The organism is Streptomyces sp. NPDC048825 (assembly GCF_043198355.1).
Lineage (GTDB): Bacteria > Actinomycetota > Actinomycetes > Streptomycetales > Streptomycetaceae > Streptomyces > Streptomyces xiangluensis.
Window position 1 is genome coordinate 236,784 of sequence record NZ_JBICUR010000001.1, and the last position, 20,872, is coordinate 257,655.

A 20,872-nucleotide genomic window follows, 5' to 3' on the forward strand; every position below is an offset into this window, starting at 1 on the left:
GTTGGTCAGGGGACGTCGGGGAGTTCGAGCTGCTGCGTGCCCTGGTCTTCCGCATCCAGCGGGTTCGGTCCGGGGCGGTAGTAGGGCAGGCACCGGGGGCACTGCTGCTCCACGGCCCTTCGGTGAGCGCGCGATCCGGCGGCTGTGCCGCACGACTTGCGGATGACCGGGGCCGGCAGCTCGCTGGGGTCGGCGTCCGGCAGCTCGTGGACGATCACGCCGTTGAGCCAGATCCGACCGCCGCAGATGCCGGTGAACTCGCTTTTGGCCGGGGCGACTTGCCGGATGCAGGCGGCCCGGTAGGGGCAGCCGCCGCAGACATAGAGGGCTGGTTCGCAGATTTCGACCAGGTCGGTGCCGGTCTTCCACCGGTCGTCGGCGACGGCGAAGTCCTCGTCGCCGAAACACGGGGCATGGCCAGTGACATGCGTACCCGGCGGGGCGCTCCTCGATCCGGTCACAGGACGGCCTCCAATCTCTGGCCTATCCACCGGGCGACGTTGACCGAGACGGCATTGCCTGCCTGCATCGTCTGTTCGGCTTGGTTGCCGTAGACGACGTACTTTGCGGGGAACCGCTGCCCTTCGAGCTGTTCGCGGGGCTTGAGCATCCGGAAGTAGCAGTCCTCGATGTTCGGGGCGCTGCGCACCAGCGCGGCCGAGTCGCGAGTGGTGAGGGTGTGGACGGGTTCGGCGGCCGTCTTCACCGCTGACTTGCGGTACGGCACGACGAGGGTGTTGCGCGCCCGGTCGGGCATGGTGCCGGCGTGGGTCACCAGGCCGTGGTGGTTGCCCTGGGCGGTAACGACCGCGAGCGGGTCGCTCGCGGGACTGGCGGTGGCGTGGTTGCGGAACTCGACGATGAACGGGTCAACCGTCAGGAGGGCTTCGCTCTCGCGGGTCGTACGGGTGCGCAGCGGCACGTCGACGGGGACGGCTGCGGTATTCCATGAACCGCCGGTTGGCACCAGGAGCGCGTCGCCCTGCTTGACCGTACGGACGGGAAGCGGGCGGTCCTCTACGGCGAACGCACGGTCTCCGCCGTCCTTGCCGTGGTTGAGGGTGATGCAGCTGGGGCGATACGGGAACTTGAGCAGGCCGGCATGGATGCGGTCCATGGTGGTCGGCACAAGAGGCTTCTTGCGGTCGCCGATCCGCGTTCCGAGGTCGTCCCAGTTGATGATGTCGCTGGCTGGTCGTACGTACGGCTCGACCATGGCGTGATGGCAACGGGTGTTGGGGCAACGGTAGATGTAGTCGCGCCGGTACTTCCCGATGTGGACACCCTCGACGTTCCACGACTGCACGGCGTGCACGTCCTCGCCGCAGTCGACGCATGGTGCCAGCGGCCGGGGCGCCAGGTCCGGCTTGCGCATCGTCTTCAGCGTGAAGACCACGTACATCCGGTCACGCCACTGCGGAGCACGGAGGTTCACGTCGTCGCCAACGTGCGCGCTGCTGACGCACACGATCTGGTACTGGTAACCGAGCTTGTCCAGGGCATCGAGCCAGACGGGGAACAGCAGCCAGTCCAGCCCGAACTCGACGACGTTCTCAACGACGATCGCCTTGAACTTCTTCGCCTCGGCCGCGCGCACGACGCACCAGCCGGTGACCCGCGTGCGCTCGAAAGCGTCCTTGGTCAGGGCCTCCCACTCTTCTTCTTCGCCCTCCGCGAGCATGTCGAGCAAGTCCATCTGGTTGGTCTCGCGGCGCCGTCCGCCCGCGGGGCTGATCTCGGTGCAGATGACGCTCGCCCACAGGACATCGGCGTTGGGGAGGTAGCGCATCGGGAAGCCGGAGATGTCGATGGTCGCGTGCTCGGCATTGGGGTGGTTGGCGGAGTGCGTGTCGATCGCCAACTGCCAGTGGTTGATTCCGAGGATCAGTTCGTGTCCGGCTTCGACGAGGCCGGTGCTGCTGCCTCCGGCTCCGCAGAGCAGATCAATGATTGTGGCCATGGTGGTGGTAGTGCTTCTCCAACACGTCTCGGGGGAGCCCGGCCCCACCGCGCGGGGCCGGGCATCTGTCGGGCTCAGTAGGCGCGCAAGCCGCCGTGATCCTTGGCTCGGCGGAGGAAGGCGATCCAGTGCCGCCATGTCGGGTCGCCGATGGGCACTTCGGCGATGGCCACGCTCGGGTGGGCCTCGTAGGCGCTGAGGGCTGCGGTGATCTCGGTGACCGTCACAAGGGAGCCGTCGTTGTACGCGAGCTTGTATTTGGGAATGCCTGTGGGTTCGGGCTCTGCGGCGTCCATGACGGCGCGGTACACGCTCGTGTATTCGGCGATGCGGTTGGTGATGTTCAGGTCGTGCTTCACGCCGGGCTCGAGGTCCATCTCCGTCAGCCCGTAGGCGGACGGAAGCGGGATGGACGGGTAGGGCAGGTCGGTGAGCATCCCGAAGTGGCTCATCGTGTCCAACGCGCGCAGCCTGGGGACGAGCTCGAAGCGGAAGTAGTTCTCCTCCCCTTCGGCGAGTCTGCCGTTGGGGGTCTGGATGTAGATGTCGTATCCCACGGGGTGTTTCTCCAAGAGGTCTTCCGCTGCCCGGCCCGAAGTCGGGCCGGGCAGCGTGGTCAGCGGTGGGCGGCGTGGCGGTGGTGGTGTTCGCCGCAGGTCGGGCAGCGCGGGAGCCGTCTGCGGGCCTCCCAGCGCACTTCTTCGATGACGATCACGGTGAGGCCGGCGCCGACACCGAGGGCGAGTGCGAGCAGCGCGTACATGACGGTCATCGCGCTGCTCCTCGGCTACGGGCGGGACACGGCTGCATGAGCTGAAGGCAGGCCACCAGCACCCCGCGGGCATCGTTTGCCGCCAGCGCGTTGTCCAGTGCGGTCTGGGCCGTGGCCCGCTCAGCGTCGTTCTGCGCGTGGGCGATGACGCAGTGGCACCGAGCCTGGCCCGACTCCTCGGGCATGCTCGCCGGGGCTTCTCCTGCGCCGTCCATCAGGCGGGGGTGCAGCCGATGTAGGCGAGGTAGACGGTGGCGACTTCCCCGTTGCGGACCCAAAAGGTGAGCGGCCATTCGGTGCCGCCCTGTTCGTGGATGCAGACCCACCCGTTCTCTATGAGTTCGTGGGTGGCGTAGCCGTACTGTTTGACCGCTTCGCGCTGGTCGTCGAACGGTCCCGCGTAGGGCTTGCTGAGGGTCGTGTGCTGCCCGGTTACGCCCGAGATCTGGACGGAGACCAGGTCGACGAACGTCGGCGCGAGGCTGCGTTCGGTGACGAATGCGGCGATGGCCTGGATGAGGGGGACGACGTTGTTGCCGTGGTTGGACTGCTGCCCGTCTTGGGTGGAGTCGTAGATCACCTCGTCGACGGTGGGGTTGTCGTCGTGAACGCGCTTGACAAGGAAGCCCTCCAGCGCGCTCGGGTCGATGGGCAGATCCTCGACCGAGGAGATCCACAGATACGAGCCGTCGGTGAGCTGGGCGGTGATGGCAAACATGTTCCCGGACTCGACGTTGGTCACGAGCGGGATGCGGCGCAGGGCGGTGATGACCGGCTCGTACGCGTTCCACAGCGTCCGCCACAGCGGGTCGCCGGTCAGGTTGTGCTTGGGCATCGGGGCCATTCGAGCGAGTTCGGTGCTCACGGTGTTCTCTCCAAGAGGTCTTGTGTCGAAACAGTACAGAGTTGGGATCTATCTTGAGAGGGATTGATGCGCCTTGATGCGCTCACTCCCAGCGCGTGACGACCACCAGGCGGGTGGGCTTACGCCGCTCCTCTCGCACCTGTCGGGCGAGGGCGGTTTGGACGGTCAGCTCGTCGGCGCGCCGGTGGGCCGCCTCGGCGATGTCCAGCGCCTGGTGGGCGAGGTCGCGGGCCTGCATGAGGGCGCGGTGGGTTCCACGGTGGTCGAGGTGGATCTCCGCGCCGCCGATGTCGTTGAGGAGTTCGCCGACGATCCCGTCCCGCACCGGCTCGGCATGCCCGAGCCCACCGAGGTGACGCTCGCACTCGGCCAGGTCCCTGAGGTCGGCGATCTGGATGAGCATGTCGCCGACGCCTTCGGGGTCTTGACGGTAGAGGTCGGCGAGTCGGTGGATCTGCTCGCGTGCGGTGCTGGCGCTGTCGAGTACGAGCGCGCCCTTGTGGCCGCGACGAAGGATGGGCAGGTAGTCCATGTCGTCCTTCCGATCCAGAGGGGGCCCCTCCCCCTCTTCGTGGTTCTATTCTATATGCAATACCGGGCATGTCCAGATTCCTGGTGAATTTTTCTTTCGGAGGCCTAAGTTTTTCGCTGGCTGCCGCCCTTCCGCGCCCGGACGGCCTCACGTGCAGCTCTACGCGCTTCTTCGATCGCCTCCGGGCGCTCCTCGACCCGCTGGAGGCGCTTGGCCGCGTCCTCGTACCACTCATCCCAGAAGCGCCCGTCCGCCCGGCGTTCCTCCGCCCTGGCCTCCTCCTGTTCCCTCCGGCGCCCGGCTCGCGGATTGGTGCCGCACCCACGGCAGGAGGCGGCAGGGCGCCCTCGGTGTCTCGTACAGCCCCTCATCGGCTGCCCGCGCTCGGAGGCGGAGTCGTCTGCCGGAGCGGACGCGGGCTCCCCTGCGGCGTCAGCCGTGGGGGTAGGGGGGAAAGGAAGGACAGAGGAAGAACCAGGAAAGGAAGGGGTTTCACCGCTGGAACCCACTGGGTTCCCCCCGTGAAACTCACCGGGTTCCACCGGTGGAACCCGATCGTCCTGCCCATCAGGGTTTCCCCTGTGGAACCCTGTCTCCTCCCCCGGGTTCCCCGCGTGGAACCCAGCCTCCTCCTGCGACGATGCAGCCTTCTTCTGGCGGTCGGCCTCACGGGCTTCGACGTCCTGATACGTCATGGCAGGCTTTGCGGGAGCCGAACGCGTCACTCCAGGACGGGCCTTGTTGGCGTTCTTCGGAGCGGCCTTGCGGGCCTCCAGACGAGCCTTGAGTTCCGGCGTGGTCGGCGTGGGCGGTACTCCGAGAGGGAAGACCCGGTAGACCGCGGTGCGTCCCGCCTTGCCGGTCTCCACGCGCTCGACGAGCCCTTTGGCGATCAGCTCGGTGACGATGGTGATGGCGCGCTTGTCGGTCACGCCGACCCAGGCCGCGAGCCGGGTCAGGCCGGGCCGTGCGAGGCGCGTCTCGTCGTCGGCGCTGTCCGCGATCTTCATGAGGGCGAGCTTCTGGCTCTGGCTGAGCACGTCAGGCGGCAAGTACGCCGCAGCGATCATCAGTTGGATGGACACGGTTCCCCTTGGGCGGTACAAGCACGGCGGCAGGACGGGGTGCCCCGCCCGGTCGATTCCGGGCGGGGCTGGGGGCTCATGAGGTCAGGTCAGGCTGGCGCGATGTTGATGACCGCGGGTGTCTTCTTGCCGGTCTTCCGCCGTGGGATCGCCAGTCCCGCGGCCTTGAGGTTCTTGACCATGCGGTCGACGTCCGGCGTCATCGGGACCGGAATGTTGGCGAGCTCGTGAAGGTCGACCATCGCCTCCACGTCATCCTTCTCCGCATCGTTGCCTCCGCGCCAGGACAGCCTGTTGGGGCCGTAGACCCCCTCCGGGGACTGGTCCAGCTTCTTGCGCGCGAACTTCTTGATCCTGTCCCCCTCGCTGGCGAGCTCGTGTCCCTTCACGTAGTCGATGAGCGCCTGCTCGCGGTCGGCGTCGTTGTGGATGAGCGCCGTCTGCTCGGGTATGCCCGGAGCCGTTCCAGGCCAGCACAGGGACCGGAACGGGCAGTAGTCGCAAATGGCGTCCAGACCGGGGCCGTTGAAGTCGCGGGGCATCTCCTCAGGGCTGCCGGTCTCGCGCACGCGCTCCACCCACCACTGGGCCTCTGCCGCGCGCTGGGGGTCGAAGTCGATCTCCTGGACGTGCTCGGCGCCGGAGTCACGGTTGATGAAGCGGAAGCGGATGCGACCGATGTTCAGCGGCCCCAGCCGGGACAGGTACCGCTGGCCGGGGATGTTCTCGAACCCGACCTCGAACAGCGCGCCCGCGTACAGGTGGACCTGTCGCAGCTCGGCGGCGGTGGCGCCGTAGCGAAGAACGCGGTCCCAGAGGTACGTGGACTTGGTCTTCACGTCCTCCACAGTGAGCACGTCGGCGGGTATCACCGGTCTGTGACGGGCGGGCAGGCGAGCGGCGGTCGCCGCGTCGAGCTGTACGACGTCGACGTGTCCCCGAATCAGGTCGTCCTGGACGCTGCGCTCCACCAGCCATCCGTACTCCGTGCGTGCCGAGTCCAGCAGCCCGTAGTGAATGAAGGTGCCGAGGATCGCGGCCCGCTTGTCGGGGTGATCGGTCGGCGTGACGCCGTGCAGGATGTAGGCGGCGCGTCGGCCGCACACCGTGTCGGACGCCCCGAGCTGGGTCTGACGAGAGCGGGGACGGCGGGCGTCCACGTAATGCGCGGCATCCCAGATGGAGGGCGCCACGCCGTCAACGATGGTGGCTACAGACATAGGAGTTCTCCAAGAAGTGAGAGTGGGCCGGTCACTGCTCGGCGTCCGCGTCCTGCTCGGCTGCCTTGCGCTGAGCGGCGGCACGGAGCTTGTCGGCGTCGGACAGCGGCCCCTCCCCCATCTCCTGTCGCGGGCTTTCGAGCTCGGCGGCTCTCTGCTCGGCGGCGGCCCGGACGGTGAGGATCTCGTCATGGCTGAGGCGATTCGCCGGATCCGGGACGGCGCGCCACAGCGCCTCGAGTTGCTTCTTGTCCTGCTGTTCGGCGATGCGGGTGAGCCAGGGCTGCACGAGGTCGCCGGCGAGCGCGGGCATGATGCGCGGCTGGGAGTCGACGGAGCAGCCCAGCCTGTTGAAGACCAGGTCCTCGATGCTGAAGTCCCGGAGCGTCAGCGGTTTCTTGTGCTCAACGCGCATCCGCAGCGACCGGACTTTGATGACCTGAGGGTCGGCGTTGCGCTTCATGCGCACCCAGCACGAGGAGTCGAATCCCAAGTCCTTCTGGGCCGACACCTTCCACTCGCTCTTGCCCTGAATCGGCTGGCCGTTGTCGTCGGTCGCGCTGACCTGCTTGCCGCGGGCCAGGACGATGGCGATGCCGGGCAGTGTGCGCAGCAGGTAGATGATCCTGTTCCACCGCTCTGTGGCGTCATTCCACAGATTCCGGCCGATGTCGTACGCGGCGTCGGGGTCCTCCTGGAGCAGAGCCCGGTTCTTCCTGGTCCGGCGGCCTCGCTCGTAGGTCCAGTTGGTGAGCATCCGCCACAGGGCGGATCCCGAGTCGATGGTCAGGACGACCGGAGGTTCTCCCGCAGATGCCACGCGTCTGGCTTCGGCGTGCACGGCGTCAACCTGTTCGAGGATGTCTCGGTAAGTGCCGTCGTGCTCGATGATCAAGTAGTCGGCGCCCTCGATGGCCGCGTACTCGTCGGCCGATCCCTCATCGAGGTCGATCCAGTACATCTGCCCGATGCGGTCGCTGGTGGAGAACTGTGCGGCCGAGTAGGTCTTGCCTGCGCCTTCCTCGCCCTCGATGAGCAGGAGGGGCCATGGGACGATCCCCGTCGGCTTGCGGGTTTTGAGCTTCACGGCGGGCGGCTTTGCGGCGCCCGCTGGTGCGTTCACGATCTGGCTCCAAGAGGTCGTGTGGTCAGTCCGTGCGCAGGGCCCGGACCTCGAAGAGGGGTGTCCACTCCGGGTGTTCGGCCAGCAGGAGCCGTACGTACCGGGAGCGGTAGTCGTTGTTCAGCGCGAACTCGTCGCCTCGGGTCGCCGCGCCGTACTGGTAGCGCAGAAGCTCGAAGAGCATCCCGATGCCGATGCGGCTGAACCCCTTCGCGGCGCAGTCGGCGGTCATCCGGGTCAGCGCCCTGAGAACCCAGGGGTTGAGGGTGTGGAACGCCTCGAATCGCTGCTGGATGGTCAGGTTGCCGACGTCGGCGGGGTGGCGGACGGGCTGGATGGTGCCGAACAACGGCGGCTGTTCGATCAGCAAGACTCCCCCCTCAGAGATAGAACACTCATGCTGAAGTGTTGGAATCTATCTCCGGGCGGAGAGAATGTCGATCGGCAACACCATCGAGCCCCCTCGGCGGCCCCCGAGATTGCTGCACGAACACCCCCAAGCGAATAGAAACGCACCCTCTCGGTGCACTTCTATTCTATATGCAATTAGGGGTGGAATCAAGACACAAATGCTCCTGACCTGGGCTTATTTGGTGGACTTGCCCGCAGCCCTGCCGCGCGGCACGATCCTGGCTCCAGGCCCGTCATAGCTGCCGTCACGCAGGGCTGCCAGGACCTTCTCGTTGATCGCCCACTCCACCCCACGCGCACCGGCCTGTAGCGCGGGGGCATCTTCAACGACCGGCTCCAGGAGCCAGATCGGCGATCCGGACAGCGTGTAATCGGCAGGACGGAGCCGGCCCGTACCCATCGCCTTGCGCAGCAGCGCGCCGGACGGCAACTGAAACAGGGCCACCAGCTCGGCCTGCCCCGCCAGCGGAGGCAGCTGTTCAACCTCACCGACCCAGTAACCGGGCGACTGCTCTTTGACCAGGCGCGCAAGTTCGGTCTCGTTGAGCTGCCGCGGGCGCGGCGTGGTCTCCCCGAACTGCCTGGCGAACTGCAGGAGCCAGTACGGCGAGCCGCTGATGATCTTCGCGTACCGGTAGTCGAGGGTGTGGTCCCGGCTGATCCACTGGCTGACCTGGAGCCGCTTCACGTCATAGAGGGCCGCGAACTCGGCCCCGCCGACCAGATACGGCTTCCTCGCCGCCGGCCTCTCCTCGCTTGCCACTCCATCGCCTCCTGATTACATTCCGTGTGCATATAGATTGTAACCGGAGGGCGGAAGAGGAGTCGCACCCCCTCAGATGGTTGCTAGGGTGGGTGCCTCCAAGAGGTCGAAGGCCCCCGCCGTGGCGGGGGCCTTCTTCCATGCTGGCTCGCGGGCGACTCAACGTCACCCATCGCGGGTCAGGTGCGCGGCAGTGTGAGCGGCGTGCTCTCGTACTTCGGCGGACGGGCGTAGCCGAGCAGCCAGCCGAACCGAGGCGATACATACTCCTCGGCCAGGCGGAATAGGCCGTAGTAGGTGAACGTGGCGATCGGGGTCAGGACTCCGGTGACGGCTGTCTCGTCGAGGTAGAGGCCATAGCGAAGACCTACCGCAACGAGCCAGCCGACCGCGGCCGGGACGCCGGTACGCAGCAGCGAGGCGTAGAGGTTCATTGGAATGTGCTCCTTGGGCTGAAGAGAGGGCTCAGGCGAAGAGTCGGCGCCAGGTCTCCGGGCCGGGGTAGCCGTCGGCGTCGGAGCCGGTCCACTTCTGGGCGCGCTGGAAGTCAGCGACGTTGAGGCGGTCCGCCTCGCCCCAGTCGCGGGACGGGCCGACGCGGTAGTGCTTGCCGAAGCCCTTGCGGACGAGCTGCTGGCCCAGCAGGAGGATCGATGCGTTCGACTTGCCGGGGCCGAAGGCGCTCCGGCCGGGGAACGTCGGCGGCCCCGGCTTGGGCGTCGCCCCTGTGGCGGGCCACTTCGGCATCGGACCGGGGTCCGTGTGCTGGTTCTCGGGCACCTGGCCGTGACCATAGTGCCCGCCGCGGGTCTCCCAGGTGTGCTCGTTGCGGTTCGCCTTCCAGGTCGGGGCGCCCGTCGGCCAGGTGTCGGGCACTCCCCAACTCCTCGCCCAGGAAAGGATCTTGTTGAGACCCTTGGCTGGCGTGTCCCGGACGGTTGCGTACGCCTTCCCGTTCACGCGGCAGTAGGGGAAGAACAGTGTCTCGACCTGGAGGCACACCTTCCCGGTGCGGTTGGTACGAGTGCCGCCTGCGGCATCGGCGACCGACTTGGACCGGCTGTTCGCCGGATAGAACTGAGCGGTCCTACCTGTGAAGGGGTCCCACAGCAGGTGCGGCGCAGCGCCGCTGCCACCGCCTGTGAAGTACCTGACGAGCTGGTCGAACGGTACGAGGTCGACGGGCTTGGCGGCGGTGCCGTTCTTGTCCCAGGTGATGTGCCAGATCACGCGAGGGTCGTACTGGGTATCGGTGGGTGCGGTGTCGCCGAGCGGGTGCCGCTCGGCTCCAGGCAGCCAGAGGTCGGGCATGAGGCGCGTCCTGCTTCTCCCCCGCGCCTTTCTCGATGCTGGATGTACGACTGCTGTGGTTACGGGCCGCCGCGCGACATGGCCCACAGCTGGAACACGTAGATCGCGGGCGGTGCGACGAACGCAGAGATCACCCACCGGCGGGTGGCGATTTGTCGGGCCTGATCTTCCTCGCGACCGCGGCTTACCACCGTCAGATCTCGTTCGAGGGTGTCCAGTCGCTGGGTGACCGCTCGCTGGTCGGCCAGGTAGACGTCCTCTGTGACGACGTGATCCAGTCGCGCCGCCAGCGATGCAAGGTCGCCACGAAGGTCGTCGCGCAGCTGGGCCATGCCCTCTCGCTGGTCAGCACGCAGCTGGGCCATAGCACGGTGCAACTCCCACAAGGTGGGCTCGCCCCCTGGCGGCAGGGTCACGACGGCTCCTCGCCTGGTCCGGCCCCGCGCCGTCCCTCCATGCTACGGGACACCAAGGGCCGAGCCTTTCGTCACGCTCTTCGCCCCACACGCATAGGTCAGCCCGCGACGTCCGCAGGGACAAGGTCGGTGATCGGCTGGCCGCATGGCATGCAGACGCCGCGGTAGGTGGGCCGCACGGCGTTGGGGTAGTACTCGCCGTGGAACGGGACTCCTTCCGCGCGGCATCCCTCGGTGTGGCAGGTGGCCACCATGTGCACGGGGATCAGCTCTTCTTCCATTAGTCCTCTCCAATGAGCTGCCAGTTGACGATGGTTGCGAAGTTGTTCGAGCGGGTCAGCCAGATGGTGAGTCCGGCCGACGACACCGACGAGACTGAAACGCCCTTGACCTGGGTGCCCGGCGCGGCCGTCATGGGGGTGGCCCAGGCCCGGAAGGTGGTTCCCTTGACCGCTCCGCCGCTGAGCGTGACCGAGGTCGGGGTATCGGGAACCGGCGTGATGGTGACGGAGCCCATGCTGATGTTGTCGGCGCGAAAGACACCGGCGGCGCGGACGGCTGGTGCGGTGAGCGTGACCCGGTCGGCCGTCAGAACCGCTGTGTCCTCGGTTAGTTGAAGACGGCTGTCCGAACTCGGCGTGGTACCCCCGGCCTTGAGAACCACCGCGCTTTTGGACAGCTGAAGACGGCCACCTGAGCTCGTGGTTGTCCCGTCCTCGACCCGTTCGGCGACCCACAGGTCTTCCCCCTGGAAGGTCCGCCAGCGGTAGGTTTTGCCGTCGGTGGAGTCGGTGAACTTGCCGCTGTTGATGAAGAACTTGGCGGCCGATCCGGTCCCTGTGACCTGGAGATACGCAAAGTTGGTGCCGTCATCGGACGTGAAATAGAGGAACGGCGAGTCATTGTTCGGGTCAAGGACGATCTTCTGTGCGCCTGCCCCGTAGGCGGTGAGCCGCGCGGAGTCCATAACGATCCGGCCTCCGCTCGCGGCGGTCCGAATGGTCGCGCCGGTGATCGTCTTTCCGTTGATCGCGTCGGCGTCCAGCTTCTCCGCGGTGATGGCTCCGGCCTTGATGTGCGTGGCATCAATGACACCCGCGGCGATCTTGGTGGCCGTGACGCTGTTGACGGCGAGCTTGTCGGCCGTGACCGACAGGGCGTCGAGCTTGTCGGTGGTGACAGCGAGTGATGCGATCTTCTCGGCCGTGACCGCCAATGCGATCAGCTTGTCGGTGGTGACCGCTCCGGCCAGGATCTTGGGCGCGGTGATCGCGCCGTCGACGATCTGTACCCCGGGGACGACCGGCCGCAGTGCGGCGTTGTCCCACCAGACGGCGCCCGCAGTGGCCTGGGCGGACTGGGCGCGGAGGTGGCCGCGGGACGAGCCGGCCGGAGCCGTCACCGTTCCGGCGATCCGCGTCCATGCTCCGCGGACCGGGGAGTTGGTACCCAGCACGCTGTAGCCGATGATCGTGCCGGCAGCGTTTTCCCATCGGACGTGCATGTTGATGGAGGCGCCCACCCAGTCGGTGGACACGTAGTAGTCGTAGGCGATGTAGAGCTGGTCACCGACGCTGACGGGGATCACCGCGATCGGGACGTCGCGGTAGACGGCGGTGGCCGACGTTGCGTCGATCTTCAGGGAGGCGGCCGAGCCGCTGCCGAAGGTCTTGTCCTGGCTGGCGTACGACACGGTGCTCACGAGCGCCGCGGTGACGGCGCCCTCGAAGCTGGGGTCGGCGAGGATGTTCGCGCCGCCGACGATGGTCAGCTTGTCCGCGGTGACCGATCCGGCCGCAATCTCGGAGGCCGTGACCGAGTTCGCGGCGATCTCCCGGCCCGTGACGGCATCAGCGGCGATCTTTCCGGCGATCACCGAATCGGCGGCGAGCGCAGGCCCAGTGACCGAGCCGCTCGCGAGCTTGCCCAGGGTCACGGAGTTGGCAGCGAGCTTCTCGGCGAGCACCGCGCCATCGGCGAGGGCAGTGGAGTTAACTGCCCCGAGCGCGAGCGCCGCATCGGTCACCGCGCCGCGCGCCAGCTTGGTCTCGCCGATGATCCCGCTGACGAGGTCGTCCGGTACTGCCTTTCGGGCCTGCCCCTGGACGGCAGCCGAAGGCTCTCCGACCGTGCCAGAGGTGTTGACGGCTACCAGCCGTACCCACACCGCGTCGTACGTGCCGGTCGCGATGGTGATACTGCCGCCGACTGCCGTGTGGAACGCGGCCACGGGGCGGCTCGTGTCCGGCTCGGCGTTAGGGGTTGTCGAGATGTGGGCCTGGACTTCGGCCAGATCCAGGGGTGCGGCCTCGGCGTCTGTCCATGCCCCAGACCAGGTCACCGTGAGTCCGGACAGGGCGGCCTCGACCAGGGGCGCCGTGGGGGTTGGAGGCGGCGGCCCGTTGTGGGCGATGAAGCCGACGGTGTCGTCGTCTTGGAGGCCGATGCTGCCGCGCAGGTTGCCGTCGCGGTCGTAGACCTCGATCGCGCCGTCCTCGATCGACGAGTACGCCATGCGTGCGGTGCGGGTAGTGCGGGCAAGCTGCCGCTCCAGGGCGGCGACGCGGGCAGCCAGGCGTGCGATGTCGCTGCTCACGCGGTGCCTCCCCCGTAGGTGAAGCGGTCCGCGCGCTGGAGTTGGATGACGGCCTGCTCCGGATCGCCGCCGGACGCCGGCCGGATCTGCCAGCCGACGATGCGGCACCAGGCGTCGAAGTCGGTCCACTGGTCGTGGACCCGGGCCCGTACGTCGTCGCCGATCTGCCAGGAGCCGATGCGTGCAGAGGGGTGATCGCGGACGGTGATCTCAGTGATCTCACCGATGACTTGGCGGGAGATGCGTTCGGTGCGAGCGCGTGCGGCCAAGCGGTCGTTGGCCTTCTCCTCCGGTACCTCGAGGAGGTGTTCCAGGCGTAGCCGTCCGTCGCGCACGGCGTCCACGGCGCGGCGCCGGTTGCGGCCTTCGCCGGCGCCGAGGGCGATAACGACCTGGGCGAGGTTGTCGGCGTCGTACTCGACAGGGACGGCCTTGATGATGTTCACGCCGGACTCGAAGTGGATGTCCGTGCGGCGGCGGCCGAGACGGGGCCAGCCGATACGGACGCGGCCCTGCGGCACGCCGTTCTGCCAGGCGGCTTCCTCGGTCCACTCCGGGCCGCCTTCGACAGCGACCATGTCCCCGATGACATCGCCGAGCGAGGGCGTGTCCCACCAGTCGATCCGGTAGGGATCCTCCGGAGTGCCGACGGTGACCTTGGAGGCGGTGTCGTCGACCTGGATGCCGAGCCGGCCGTCCGGCGTTTCCTGGCAGTACGCCCACACGTCGCGAATGACCTTGCACGGATCCGCGTAGGTGTAGGGGCCGCGCGCGTTGAGCTGGCCGTGGAGGTCGTAGCGCCGGTATGGGTAGGAGCCCCAGCCGGAAGCCTCGATGTTCAGCTGCTGGCCCTCGGGGTCAGCTCTCCAGATCAGCCCGCCCCACAACAGCCGTCCATCGCGCTCGGCGTAGATCTTGGTGTTGCCGGGGTCGAGCTGGGAGCGGACCAGATGGGCGAGACGGGGTTCGACCGCTCCAGTGAGGCTGCCGGTCGCGGACAGTGCGGGCCCGAACTCGACTCCAGTCAGCGGCAGATCCCAGGCCAGGACCTTGTTGGTGAGCGCATCGGTGGTGAGATAGCGGTACGACGGCGACGCCATCGGGCGCGTTCCTGCTTCTCCCCCGCGCCATGATGTGGTGGTGCTGTCGGTGTCGTGTCAGAGGACGCCTTCGGTGAACTCGATATCGGCGATCAGGGAGGTCGCCGCATCGACGCCGAGGTTGCCCCATTCGGCCTTGGATGGCTGGGTACGTACGTGCAGGTCCTGAGTGGTCCCGCGCAGCGCCGCAGAAAGGGTGATGGTGTCGGCGAGAACGACTGTGCTGCGGCGGACGTTGCTGCCCTGGTCGTCGTCGATGGATGTGGTCTGCCCGTAGTCGGTGCCCAAGACGGTCTGCATGTAGGCGAACACGTCGGCTTCCGACAGTCGCAGGCCCGCGAGGGTCACAACTAGCTTCGCACTGGTCGCCCAGGTGGGGATCGACACCTTCCAACGGGCGGCGGCCGGCCAGTCGTACCACTTGCCGTTCTGCGCGACGAGCCGACTCAGTGAACTGGGGTAGGCGGTGTGCAGCGTCCGCTCACGGCGCGGGTTCGCTATCTTCCGCAGGTCCGTGATCATGGCGTTGGTGATCGTGGCCGTGTTCGCCGGGATGCTGAGTCGGGCCAGCGGGATCGCCGTCATGCCGGACGGGACCGTGTTCGTCGTGGCGGAGACTCCGGATACGACGTGGAAGTAGCCGATGTCGTCGGCGGCGGGGTTCCGGTTCCCTTCGTACTCGGGGTCCTCGACACGCAGGCAGATCAGGTCGGATCGGGCCGAGGAGCCGGTCGGGGCGATCGGCACGATCGCGTCGCCCACGTTGTACTGGGTGTAGGAACCCTGGCCCCACGCGGCGCCCGTCACGACAGCGGAGCCGTCGCCGACACGGACGCCGGAGCCGGGAGTGGACAACTCTCTGACCTTCAGGTCATTCCCTTCGGTCACGCCCTTATTGCCGCGCGCGAGGTCGCGGACCATCATCCTGAAAGCCCGCGCGGGGTGGGTTCCGCCATGGGTCAGCATGGGCGGCTGAATCAGTGCCATCGGCTGGTGCTCTCTTTACAGGGCGGTGTAGGCGTCGCGCCATGACACCGTCAGGCGGGTGGAGTTGGTGTAGTCCGCGCCGGTCCACCGGACTTCACTGCTTCCGGGCGGGATCTGGAACAAGTCCAGGCGGGATGCGGCGGACAGGCCATAAGCGGCGTTGCCGCCGTTGCGCAGGACCCAACGCGTACCGGGGCGTGTGTCGATCTGGAGGGTGTCGTTGTTGCCGAGGGTCAGCGAGAGGTCGAGGACCCGCCCCGTCTCTGTGATCCAGATGCGGGGGTTCACCACCGGTCCCTTGATCTTCAAGGAGGGCCAGGCGGGTAGGTCACCGGCGTTGGTGACCCAGCCCTTGCGGTCGGTCGGGTCTGCCACGCCGGTGGTGATCGGAGCTGTCACAGGGGCCTTGAAGCCGGTCCCTCCGGTGAAGGAGAGAGGCAGGGTGATCTGCTGTTCGGGCTCTCCGTGCCATCGCGGGTCGGTGGCTGCGAACTCCAAGGTCACGGGGATCCAGCCGTAGATGGCCTGCGCCATGGATATGGCTTCCACTCGGCGGACCCTGCCGTACAGCCGCTTCGTGCCGTCGCGGCCTGGCCAGCGCAGCCGCAGTGTCTGCAAGGCTCCGGCTGTCTTCCGTGCGGCTGGGTCTGACGCGGCCCGGTCCAGGGCGGCGAGCGCGTCCGCGGCGGCCCGCGGGTCGCCCGGCGTACGGATACCGGCCTCGATCGCCACGGTGCGAGGGCTGTAGTAGTCCACGCCGGGGAAGGCGCCGTCCTCCGTGGGCAAGTCGACGTCCTGCGCCCGGACTTCGGGTGTGCCAAGTCCGGCTATTTCGCTGATCGGGTACGGCGTCCCGGGGCCCATGAGGACGCCCGCGAAGTCGACCTGCCAGTCCTGGCTGATCGTCGCCATCAGATACGGCCTCCTCGCTGGGCGTTCCGCAGCCGCCGCATGATTTCCGTACCGACGCGATCCGCTGCCTTCGCGTCGGCTGTGCCGTTGACGGTCACTGGCATGGAGCCGACGAGCGCCGCGGGCTGCTCTCGTACGACGACCACCTGGACGGCGTTCGTCGGCTTGGCGTCGACGAGGCGAGCCGGTCCGGTGACCCCCTTGGGAGTGAGGACGTAGCCGAACCGCTGCGCCACGTCGCTGAGGACGGCGGTCGCCGATCCGCGCTTGTCGGCGCCGAGCGGGACGAAGGCCTCGCCTGCGGTCTCCGGTTCGGCGAACTTCACGATTCCGTTCGACGTGGCGTAGATGCCGGGTGTGAGGATGCCGCCGTTCGCGTACGCCAGGTGCTTGTTCGCCTTCGCCAGGTCGGACAGAAACTTGTCGGCCTTCTTGCCGAGGGCGCTCTTGATACGGGACTTGCCCGCGCTGGCGACGTCGATGATGTGGTCCTCGTCCATCTCGGTCGCCTCGGCGACGGCATGAATGCCCGTCTTCGACGACTTGATGGCACCGATGATCTTCACGAGGTCGGCCAGCTCCTCGTCCGACATTGTCGTGCCCGCCGACTTCGCCGCGGTGTTGGCGTTCTTCGCCGCCTTCGGCGACTTCACTGCCTGGGCGGCCAGGTCTTCCGCGTCCTGGTCGCCCTGCTCGCTGAGCATCCGGGCGAGGTCGGTGTAGCCCATGGCGGCGAGCTTGGTGATGTTCTTCTCGAAGGTCTGCTGATCCTTGACCGCGGCCTTCAGCTGGCTGGTGTACGAGGACAGGGACACCTTGGCCGTTGCGGCAAGCGCCTCCAGGTCCTTCGCCATCGCCCTGACGTACTTGGAGCTGCCGGTCGCCATCTTGTGGGTCAGGTCGATGCCGTCCTCACCCATCTCGGCGAGAGCGTCGGCAACGTCCCGGCCGGCGCGCCGAGCGACCGTGTCGAGGTCGCGCCGCCAACGGCGGGCCACGGACACGGACTTGTGGAGGATCTTGGCGAACTTGGACAGGCTGAAGCGGTCCTTCTTGTCCCTCGAGTCGCTCGCGATTCCGGACAGGCTGAATAGCTCGGGCGTGCTGTACGACCAGTCGGTCAGGCCTCCGTCGGCGTACCACTCCACCTGTCCGCCGAAGCGCCGGATGACCTCCCCGACGATCGCCTTGCTGCGATGCCGCTTCGACCCCGCCAGGGGTACGTACGCCTCCCCGCCCGTCTCCTGCTCCGCCCAGATCCGCATGCTCCCGGCCGGGGCGATCTGGGCGACGTGCTCTTCCTTGCGCACACCACCGTTGGCGTAGAACTCCAGCACCGAGCCGTTGGCCTGTGCCCTTGGCGCCTGGATCAAGTCGGGAACACCGTTGGCGTCGCGGTCCCAGGACGTGGCTTGCCGCTTGATAAAGAGGGGCACGACGATCGGGGGCGGTTGGTTGGCGGTGACGCTGACGGTGACGGACTTGTGGCCCGGGATGTTCTGGACGGACACCCCGATGGCGTTGAGCTGCGCCTCCACGGCGCCCATGTCGCCGGACAGCAGAGCGGAGGTGAGGGCTGTGGCGGCCTCGCTACCCTTCGTCTTCGCGACGGCCGCGATCAGGGAGAGCATCCCAGACCATTCGGAGTTCGCCTGCGAACCTGCCGTCTTAAACGCGCCGACGACCCTGGAGAGGTCAGGCCCCTCGATGGGCTTGTCGGCGCCCCAAGTCGCCGACAGCTCGTCCATGACCTTGTCGACGTTGCCGGAGAGGAGGGCGTCTCGCAGGGCGTTGGCGGCGTCCCGGCCGCGCTTACGGGCCACCTGGTTGATCAGGTCCATGCCGCGCGCGAACTCGTCACGGGCGTCCCGGCTGGACCTGCGAATCGCCCCGCCGAAGTCCTGCAGCGCCATCTGCTCGGTGACCGCCTTGAACTGGGCCGGGTCGTTGGTTTCGGAGGCCCGCGCCCAGGCCCGCGCGGTCTTCTCGCCGTACTTCGCGGCGATCGCGGGCAGCTGCTCCAGACCCACCCGGTACGCCTCCGTCGAGCGGCGGGCGTCCTCCTCGACGATGCCCTGCATCTCGTCGGCGACCTGCGTCCTGCCCTTCTTCAGCTGCTTGACGAGTTCCGCGAGCATGGGCGCGGCATCAACGCCGAGTTCGGCGAAGTGGTCGACGAGGGGCGAGTATCCGGCCAGCCCCAGCTCGGACAGGTTGTTCTGGAAGTCCCGTTGTGCCTTGGCCTGTTCACGCAGCTCGCGCATGTAGTCGCGCAGGCTGACCTTCGCGTCGTCGGCGCTCTTGCCCGCCTTCCGCATGGACTCAGCGGCCTCGGACTGGGCGTCCTTGAAGGCGCGGGCCGGGTCGACGACGTCGCCGACGGCCTTCGCCAGGGCCTCCATCTCCTTCGTGTACTGAGGGGCCCCGTTCTTGTCGAGCGGCAGCATCATGTCGAGGTTCCAGGCCGCAGCGATGCCCGCCCGCGACTGCTTGATCTTGGACTCGATGATGTCCATCTGCCGAGCGAGCTCGGCTTCCTTCTTCACGGCGCCCGACCAGACCTTGTGCTGCTTGTCGAGCACTTCGACCGCGTCTTCGGCTTCGACCGACACGGCGTAGCCGAGGCTTCCGCTGGGGTCGGTGACCGCGAACGACCCCTCGTTGCGGATACGTCGGCGCAGTTCGGACAGCTTTCGCCCGCCGCTGGTGACGGCGTCGATGGCGTCCTCAATGTCGACGCCGACCTGCTTCAGCTTCCCCGCGTCATCGGAGTTCGTCAGCTGCTCGGTGAGAGTCCGAAGTCCAGCGCCGGACTCGCCTTCCTCACGCTCGGACTTGAGTGCACTGACCAGTTCCTCGGTGGCCTGCTTCGCCTGCTGCTTGGACGCCGTGTACGCGGCATAGCCGATCGTGCCGACAGCGAGCAGCGCGGTCAGGCCCGACACGGCGAGCCCGGCCCCGGCCATGGCCGTCGGCATGACCGCGCCGCCGGCGCGGGTCGCGGCGAGCGCCGTGCGGAACGCGAGAAGCTGCGCGTTGACCTTGGTGATCCCTGCGCCTACCAGGAGACTCGCCACCGACACCGCCAACAAGGCTCCGGCGAAGCTCTTGACAGACCCCGGAAGATCGTTGATCGCGCCCGCGAAGACGTTGAGGGCGCCGCCGATCTCCTTCAACGCCGGCAGCAGCGCCCGACCCAAGTCGATGCCGAGCGCGCGGGCTTGGTTGGCGAACAGCTGCCACTGGCCCGCGGTGGTGTCCATCTGGATCGCGTACGCCTTCTGCGTGGCTCCGGCTCGCTCGACCTCGTTCGCGATCCCCGCGTAGGTGTCGGCGTAGTTCGCGCCGTCCGCTGCCGCCAGGGCGAGGGCGGCCCGGGTGGCGCGGATGTCCCTCCACATGTTCGCCAGGTTCTCGGCGGTGCCTCCGGCGGCCCGGTTCAGCTTGTTGACCACTACGTACAGGCCGTCCTGTTCGACGGCGGACGCGGTCGACTCGTAGCCCAGGCCCCTGATTTCCTGCCGCAGTTCCTTGGTCGGCTTCATCAGTCGGGTCATGAGCATGTTGAGGGCCGTGGCGCTCTCGGCGGCCGGGATGCCCGCCAGCGTGATCGCGGCCAAGGCGCTCGACAGGTCGTCGAACTCGACGCCTGCCGCCGCGGCCATGGGGACGACGTCGCCGAGCTGCTGCGCGAGTTCCTCGTACGAGATGACGCCCAGGTTCACCGTCTGGAACATCACGTCCATGACGTCGCTGGCGTCCTTTGCCTCCAGCCCGTACGCCTTCAGGACGCCGAGCAGGGCGCGGGCGCTGGTCTCGGTGGTGGTGAGACCTGCCGCCGCGCCCTGCGCCGCGACCTGGAGGATGTCCATGGCCTCGGCACCGTCGAAGCCGGTGGAGACGATCTGGTAAAGGCCGTCGGCGAGTTGCTCGGCGGTCTGCGGCAGCTGCGTGCTCAACTCGACGATCTGATCGGTGAAGACCGCGATGTTGTCTCCCGTGATCTGCTGGGAGATCGTCATCACGTTGGCCATCGCCCGCTCCAGTGCGATGGCTTCGGCCACTCCCACACCTAGCGCAGCACCGAGGACGAGGCCTGTCTGCGCAAGCGACTTGGCGCGGGTGTTCATCGCGGTGATGACTTCGCCCTGCGCTCGGGCCACCCGAGCGGCGGATGCCTGCGCGGTCCGGGCGGCGGTCCTCTGGGCTTCGTCGCGCATGGCGACCGCAGAGCGGGCCCGGCTTTCGGCATCGGCGAGACCGGTCGACGCGCGCGCCGCGAGCTGGTTGGCGCGAGTCGCGGCTCCGGCGGCGGAGGCCGCACGCAGCTGGGAAGCTGCGGTGCCCTGCGCGTACCGGTCGGCGATGGCCTGTGCCCGCGCGGCGCGCTCAGCGAGTTGTCCAGCGTTCGCAGCACCACGCGCCTGCGCGGCCTGCGCTGCGGCGGCCGTACGCGCGGCGGTCGCCTGCGCGGCAGCCGCGCTGGTGGTGGCGGTGGCCTGCGCCGTCTGGGCGCGGGCCGTGAGCGTCGTGGCGAGTTGCTGGGCGCGCTGGATGCGGGTGACCTGTTGCTGAGCCTGCGCAGCTTGCTGCGTCGCTCGGGTCACCTGCGACTGCGAGCGCACCATCTGCGCGGACGCCTCGGCTTGGGCACGGGCAAGCCGCTGGGTCGCGGCCTGCACCGTGCCCATCCGGTTGCCGACGGCAGCGAGCTGCCCGTCGAACGACCGCAGTTGTCCGGCTGACTGCCGCAACCCGGACGTGAGCGCGCCGTAGTTGGCGATGAGGTTGACGTAGAGGTTGTAGGCGCTGGCCACGT

General features: G+C 67.7%; 20 protein-coding genes. All 20 read right to left on the minus strand.

The window, feature by feature from the left end; all coding sequences use genetic code 11:
* Window positions 1–5: 5 nt before the first annotated feature.
* Window positions 6–461, minus strand: a complete 456-nt coding sequence (locus ACGFNK_RS01055) for a hypothetical protein (RefSeq protein WP_393410654.1) — start codon at window positions 459–461, stop codon at window positions 6–8.
* On the minus strand, window positions 458–1,960 hold the full coding sequence (locus ACGFNK_RS01060; RefSeq protein WP_393410656.1) for a DNA cytosine methyltransferase: 1,503 nt from the start codon (window positions 1,958–1,960) through the stop codon (window positions 458–460). The genes ACGFNK_RS01055 and ACGFNK_RS01060 overlap by 4 nt, the downstream gene beginning before the upstream one ends.
* Before the next feature lie 74 nt (window positions 1,961–2,034).
* Window positions 2,035–2,532: a hypothetical protein gene (locus tag ACGFNK_RS01065; protein WP_393410658.1), complete on the minus strand. Its 498-nt coding sequence runs from the start codon at window positions 2,530–2,532 to the stop codon at window positions 2,035–2,037.
* 44 nt (window positions 2,533–2,576) lie between these two features.
* Window positions 2,577–2,732 (minus strand): hypothetical protein, encoded by a 156-nt coding sequence (locus tag ACGFNK_RS01070; RefSeq protein WP_393410660.1) that lies wholly within the window; start codon window positions 2,730–2,732, stop codon window positions 2,577–2,579.
* A 214-nt stretch (window positions 2,733–2,946) separates the two neighbouring features.
* Window positions 2,947–3,597, minus strand: a complete 651-nt coding sequence (locus ACGFNK_RS01075; protein ID WP_393410662.1) for a hypothetical protein — start codon at window positions 3,595–3,597, stop codon at window positions 2,947–2,949.
* Window positions 3,598–3,679: 82 nt separating this feature from the next.
* On the minus strand, window positions 3,680–4,129 hold the full coding sequence (locus tag ACGFNK_RS01080; protein ID WP_393410664.1) for a hypothetical protein: 450 nt from the start codon (window positions 4,127–4,129) through the stop codon (window positions 3,680–3,682).
* Window positions 4,130–4,233: 104 nt separating this feature from the next.
* Window positions 4,234–5,214: a helix-turn-helix domain-containing protein gene (locus tag ACGFNK_RS01085; RefSeq protein ID WP_393410666.1), complete on the minus strand. Its 981-nt coding sequence runs from the start codon at window positions 5,212–5,214 to the stop codon at window positions 4,234–4,236.
* A gap of 89 nt (window positions 5,215–5,303) precedes the next feature.
* Window positions 5,304–6,434, minus strand: coding sequence for a PD-(D/E)XK nuclease family protein (locus ACGFNK_RS01090; protein ID WP_393410668.1), 1,131 nt, complete (start codon window positions 6,432–6,434; stop codon window positions 5,304–5,306).
* A gap of 31 nt (window positions 6,435–6,465) precedes the next feature.
* Complete coding sequence (locus tag ACGFNK_RS01095) at window positions 6,466–7,557, minus strand: AAA family ATPase (protein WP_393410670.1); 1,092 nt, start codon at window positions 7,555–7,557, stop codon at window positions 6,466–6,468.
* Between the two features lie 25 nt (window positions 7,558–7,582).
* Window positions 7,583–7,927 carry a hypothetical protein gene (locus ACGFNK_RS01100; RefSeq protein ID WP_393410672.1) on the minus strand — a complete coding sequence of 115 codons (345 nt, stop codon included), beginning with the start codon at window positions 7,925–7,927 and terminating at the stop codon, window positions 7,583–7,585.
* A gap of 216 nt (window positions 7,928–8,143) precedes the next feature.
* Window positions 8,144–8,731: a hypothetical protein gene (locus ACGFNK_RS01105; RefSeq protein WP_393410674.1), complete on the minus strand. Its 588-nt coding sequence runs from the start codon at window positions 8,729–8,731 to the stop codon at window positions 8,144–8,146.
* A 179-nt stretch (window positions 8,732–8,910) separates the two neighbouring features.
* Window positions 8,911–9,165 carry a hypothetical protein gene (locus ACGFNK_RS01110; RefSeq protein WP_393410676.1) on the minus strand — a complete coding sequence of 85 codons (255 nt, stop codon included), beginning with the start codon at window positions 9,163–9,165 and terminating at the stop codon, window positions 8,911–8,913.
* A 31-nt stretch (window positions 9,166–9,196) separates the two neighbouring features.
* Window positions 9,197–10,042 (minus strand): peptidoglycan-binding protein, encoded by an 846-nt coding sequence (locus ACGFNK_RS01115; protein WP_393410678.1) that lies wholly within the window; start codon window positions 10,040–10,042, stop codon window positions 9,197–9,199.
* Window positions 10,043–10,101: 59 nt separating this feature from the next.
* A complete protein-coding gene (locus ACGFNK_RS01120; protein WP_393410680.1) occupies window positions 10,102–10,374 on the minus strand; it encodes a hypothetical protein in 273 nt (90 codons plus the stop codon).
* A gap of 182 nt (window positions 10,375–10,556) precedes the next feature.
* Complete coding sequence (locus tag ACGFNK_RS01125) at window positions 10,557–10,739, minus strand: hypothetical protein (protein WP_393410682.1); 183 nt, start codon at window positions 10,737–10,739, stop codon at window positions 10,557–10,559.
* Window positions 10,739–13,054 (minus strand): hypothetical protein, encoded by a 2,316-nt coding sequence (locus tag ACGFNK_RS01130; RefSeq protein ID WP_393410684.1) that lies wholly within the window; start codon window positions 13,052–13,054, stop codon window positions 10,739–10,741. The genes ACGFNK_RS01125 and ACGFNK_RS01130 overlap by 1 nt, the downstream gene beginning before the upstream one ends.
* Window positions 13,051–14,154 carry a hypothetical protein gene (locus ACGFNK_RS01135; protein WP_393410686.1) on the minus strand — a complete coding sequence of 368 codons (1,104 nt, stop codon included), beginning with the start codon at window positions 14,152–14,154 and terminating at the stop codon, window positions 13,051–13,053. The genes ACGFNK_RS01130 and ACGFNK_RS01135 overlap by 4 nt, the downstream gene beginning before the upstream one ends.
* A gap of 57 nt (window positions 14,155–14,211) precedes the next feature.
* Window positions 14,212–15,042, minus strand: coding sequence for a hypothetical protein (locus ACGFNK_RS01140; protein WP_393410688.1), 831 nt, complete (start codon window positions 15,040–15,042; stop codon window positions 14,212–14,214).
* Window positions 15,043–15,156: 114 nt separating this feature from the next.
* Window positions 15,157–16,053, minus strand: coding sequence for a phage distal tail protein (locus ACGFNK_RS01145; RefSeq protein WP_393410690.1), 897 nt, complete (start codon window positions 16,051–16,053; stop codon window positions 15,157–15,159).
* The gene (locus ACGFNK_RS01150; RefSeq protein ID WP_393410692.1) at window positions 16,053–20,870 is read right to left on the minus strand and encodes a phage tail tape measure protein; all 4,818 of its coding nucleotides are present in this window, start codon (window positions 20,868–20,870) and stop codon (window positions 16,053–16,055) included. The genes ACGFNK_RS01145 and ACGFNK_RS01150 overlap by 1 nt, the downstream gene beginning before the upstream one ends.
* Between the last annotated feature and the right edge of the window lie 2 nt (window positions 20,871–20,872).

What these genes read in the sequence shown, in the direction of transcription:
- ACGFNK_RS01115 (WP_393410678.1), bottom strand. Translation starts at nt 10,042, where the DNA reads ATGCCCGACCTCTGGCTGCCTGGAGCCGAGCGGCACCCGCTCGGCGAC.
- ACGFNK_RS01060 (WP_393410656.1), bottom strand. Translation starts at nt 1,960, where the DNA reads ATGGCCACAATCATTGATCTGCTCTGCGGAGCCGGAGGCAGCAGCACC.
- ACGFNK_RS01125 (WP_393410682.1), bottom strand. Translation starts at nt 10,739, where the DNA reads ATGGAAGAAGAGCTGATCCCCGTGCACATGGTGGCCACCTGCCACACC.
- ACGFNK_RS01120 (WP_393410680.1), bottom strand. Translation starts at nt 10,374, where the DNA reads ATGGCCCAGCTGCGCGACGACCTTCGTGGCGACCTTGCATCGCTGGCG.
- ACGFNK_RS01145 (WP_393410690.1), bottom strand. Translation starts at nt 16,053, where the DNA reads ATGGCGACGATCAGCCAGGACTGGCAGGTCGACTTCGCGGGCGTCCTC.
- ACGFNK_RS01135 (WP_393410686.1), bottom strand. Translation starts at nt 14,154, where the DNA reads ATGGCGTCGCCGTCGTACCGCTATCTCACCACCGATGCGCTCACCAAC.
- ACGFNK_RS01090 (WP_393410668.1), bottom strand. Translation starts at nt 6,434, where the DNA reads ATGTCTGTAGCCACCATCGTTGACGGCGTGGCGCCCTCCATCTGGGAT.
- ACGFNK_RS01080 (WP_393410664.1), bottom strand. Translation starts at nt 4,129, where the DNA reads ATGGACTACCTGCCCATCCTTCGTCGCGGCCACAAGGGCGCGCTCGTA.
- ACGFNK_RS01070 (WP_393410660.1), bottom strand. Translation starts at nt 2,732, where the DNA reads ATGACCGTCATGTACGCGCTGCTCGCACTCGCCCTCGGTGTCGGCGCC.
- ACGFNK_RS01110 (WP_393410676.1), bottom strand. Translation starts at nt 9,165, where the DNA reads ATGAACCTCTACGCCTCGCTGCTGCGTACCGGCGTCCCGGCCGCGGTC.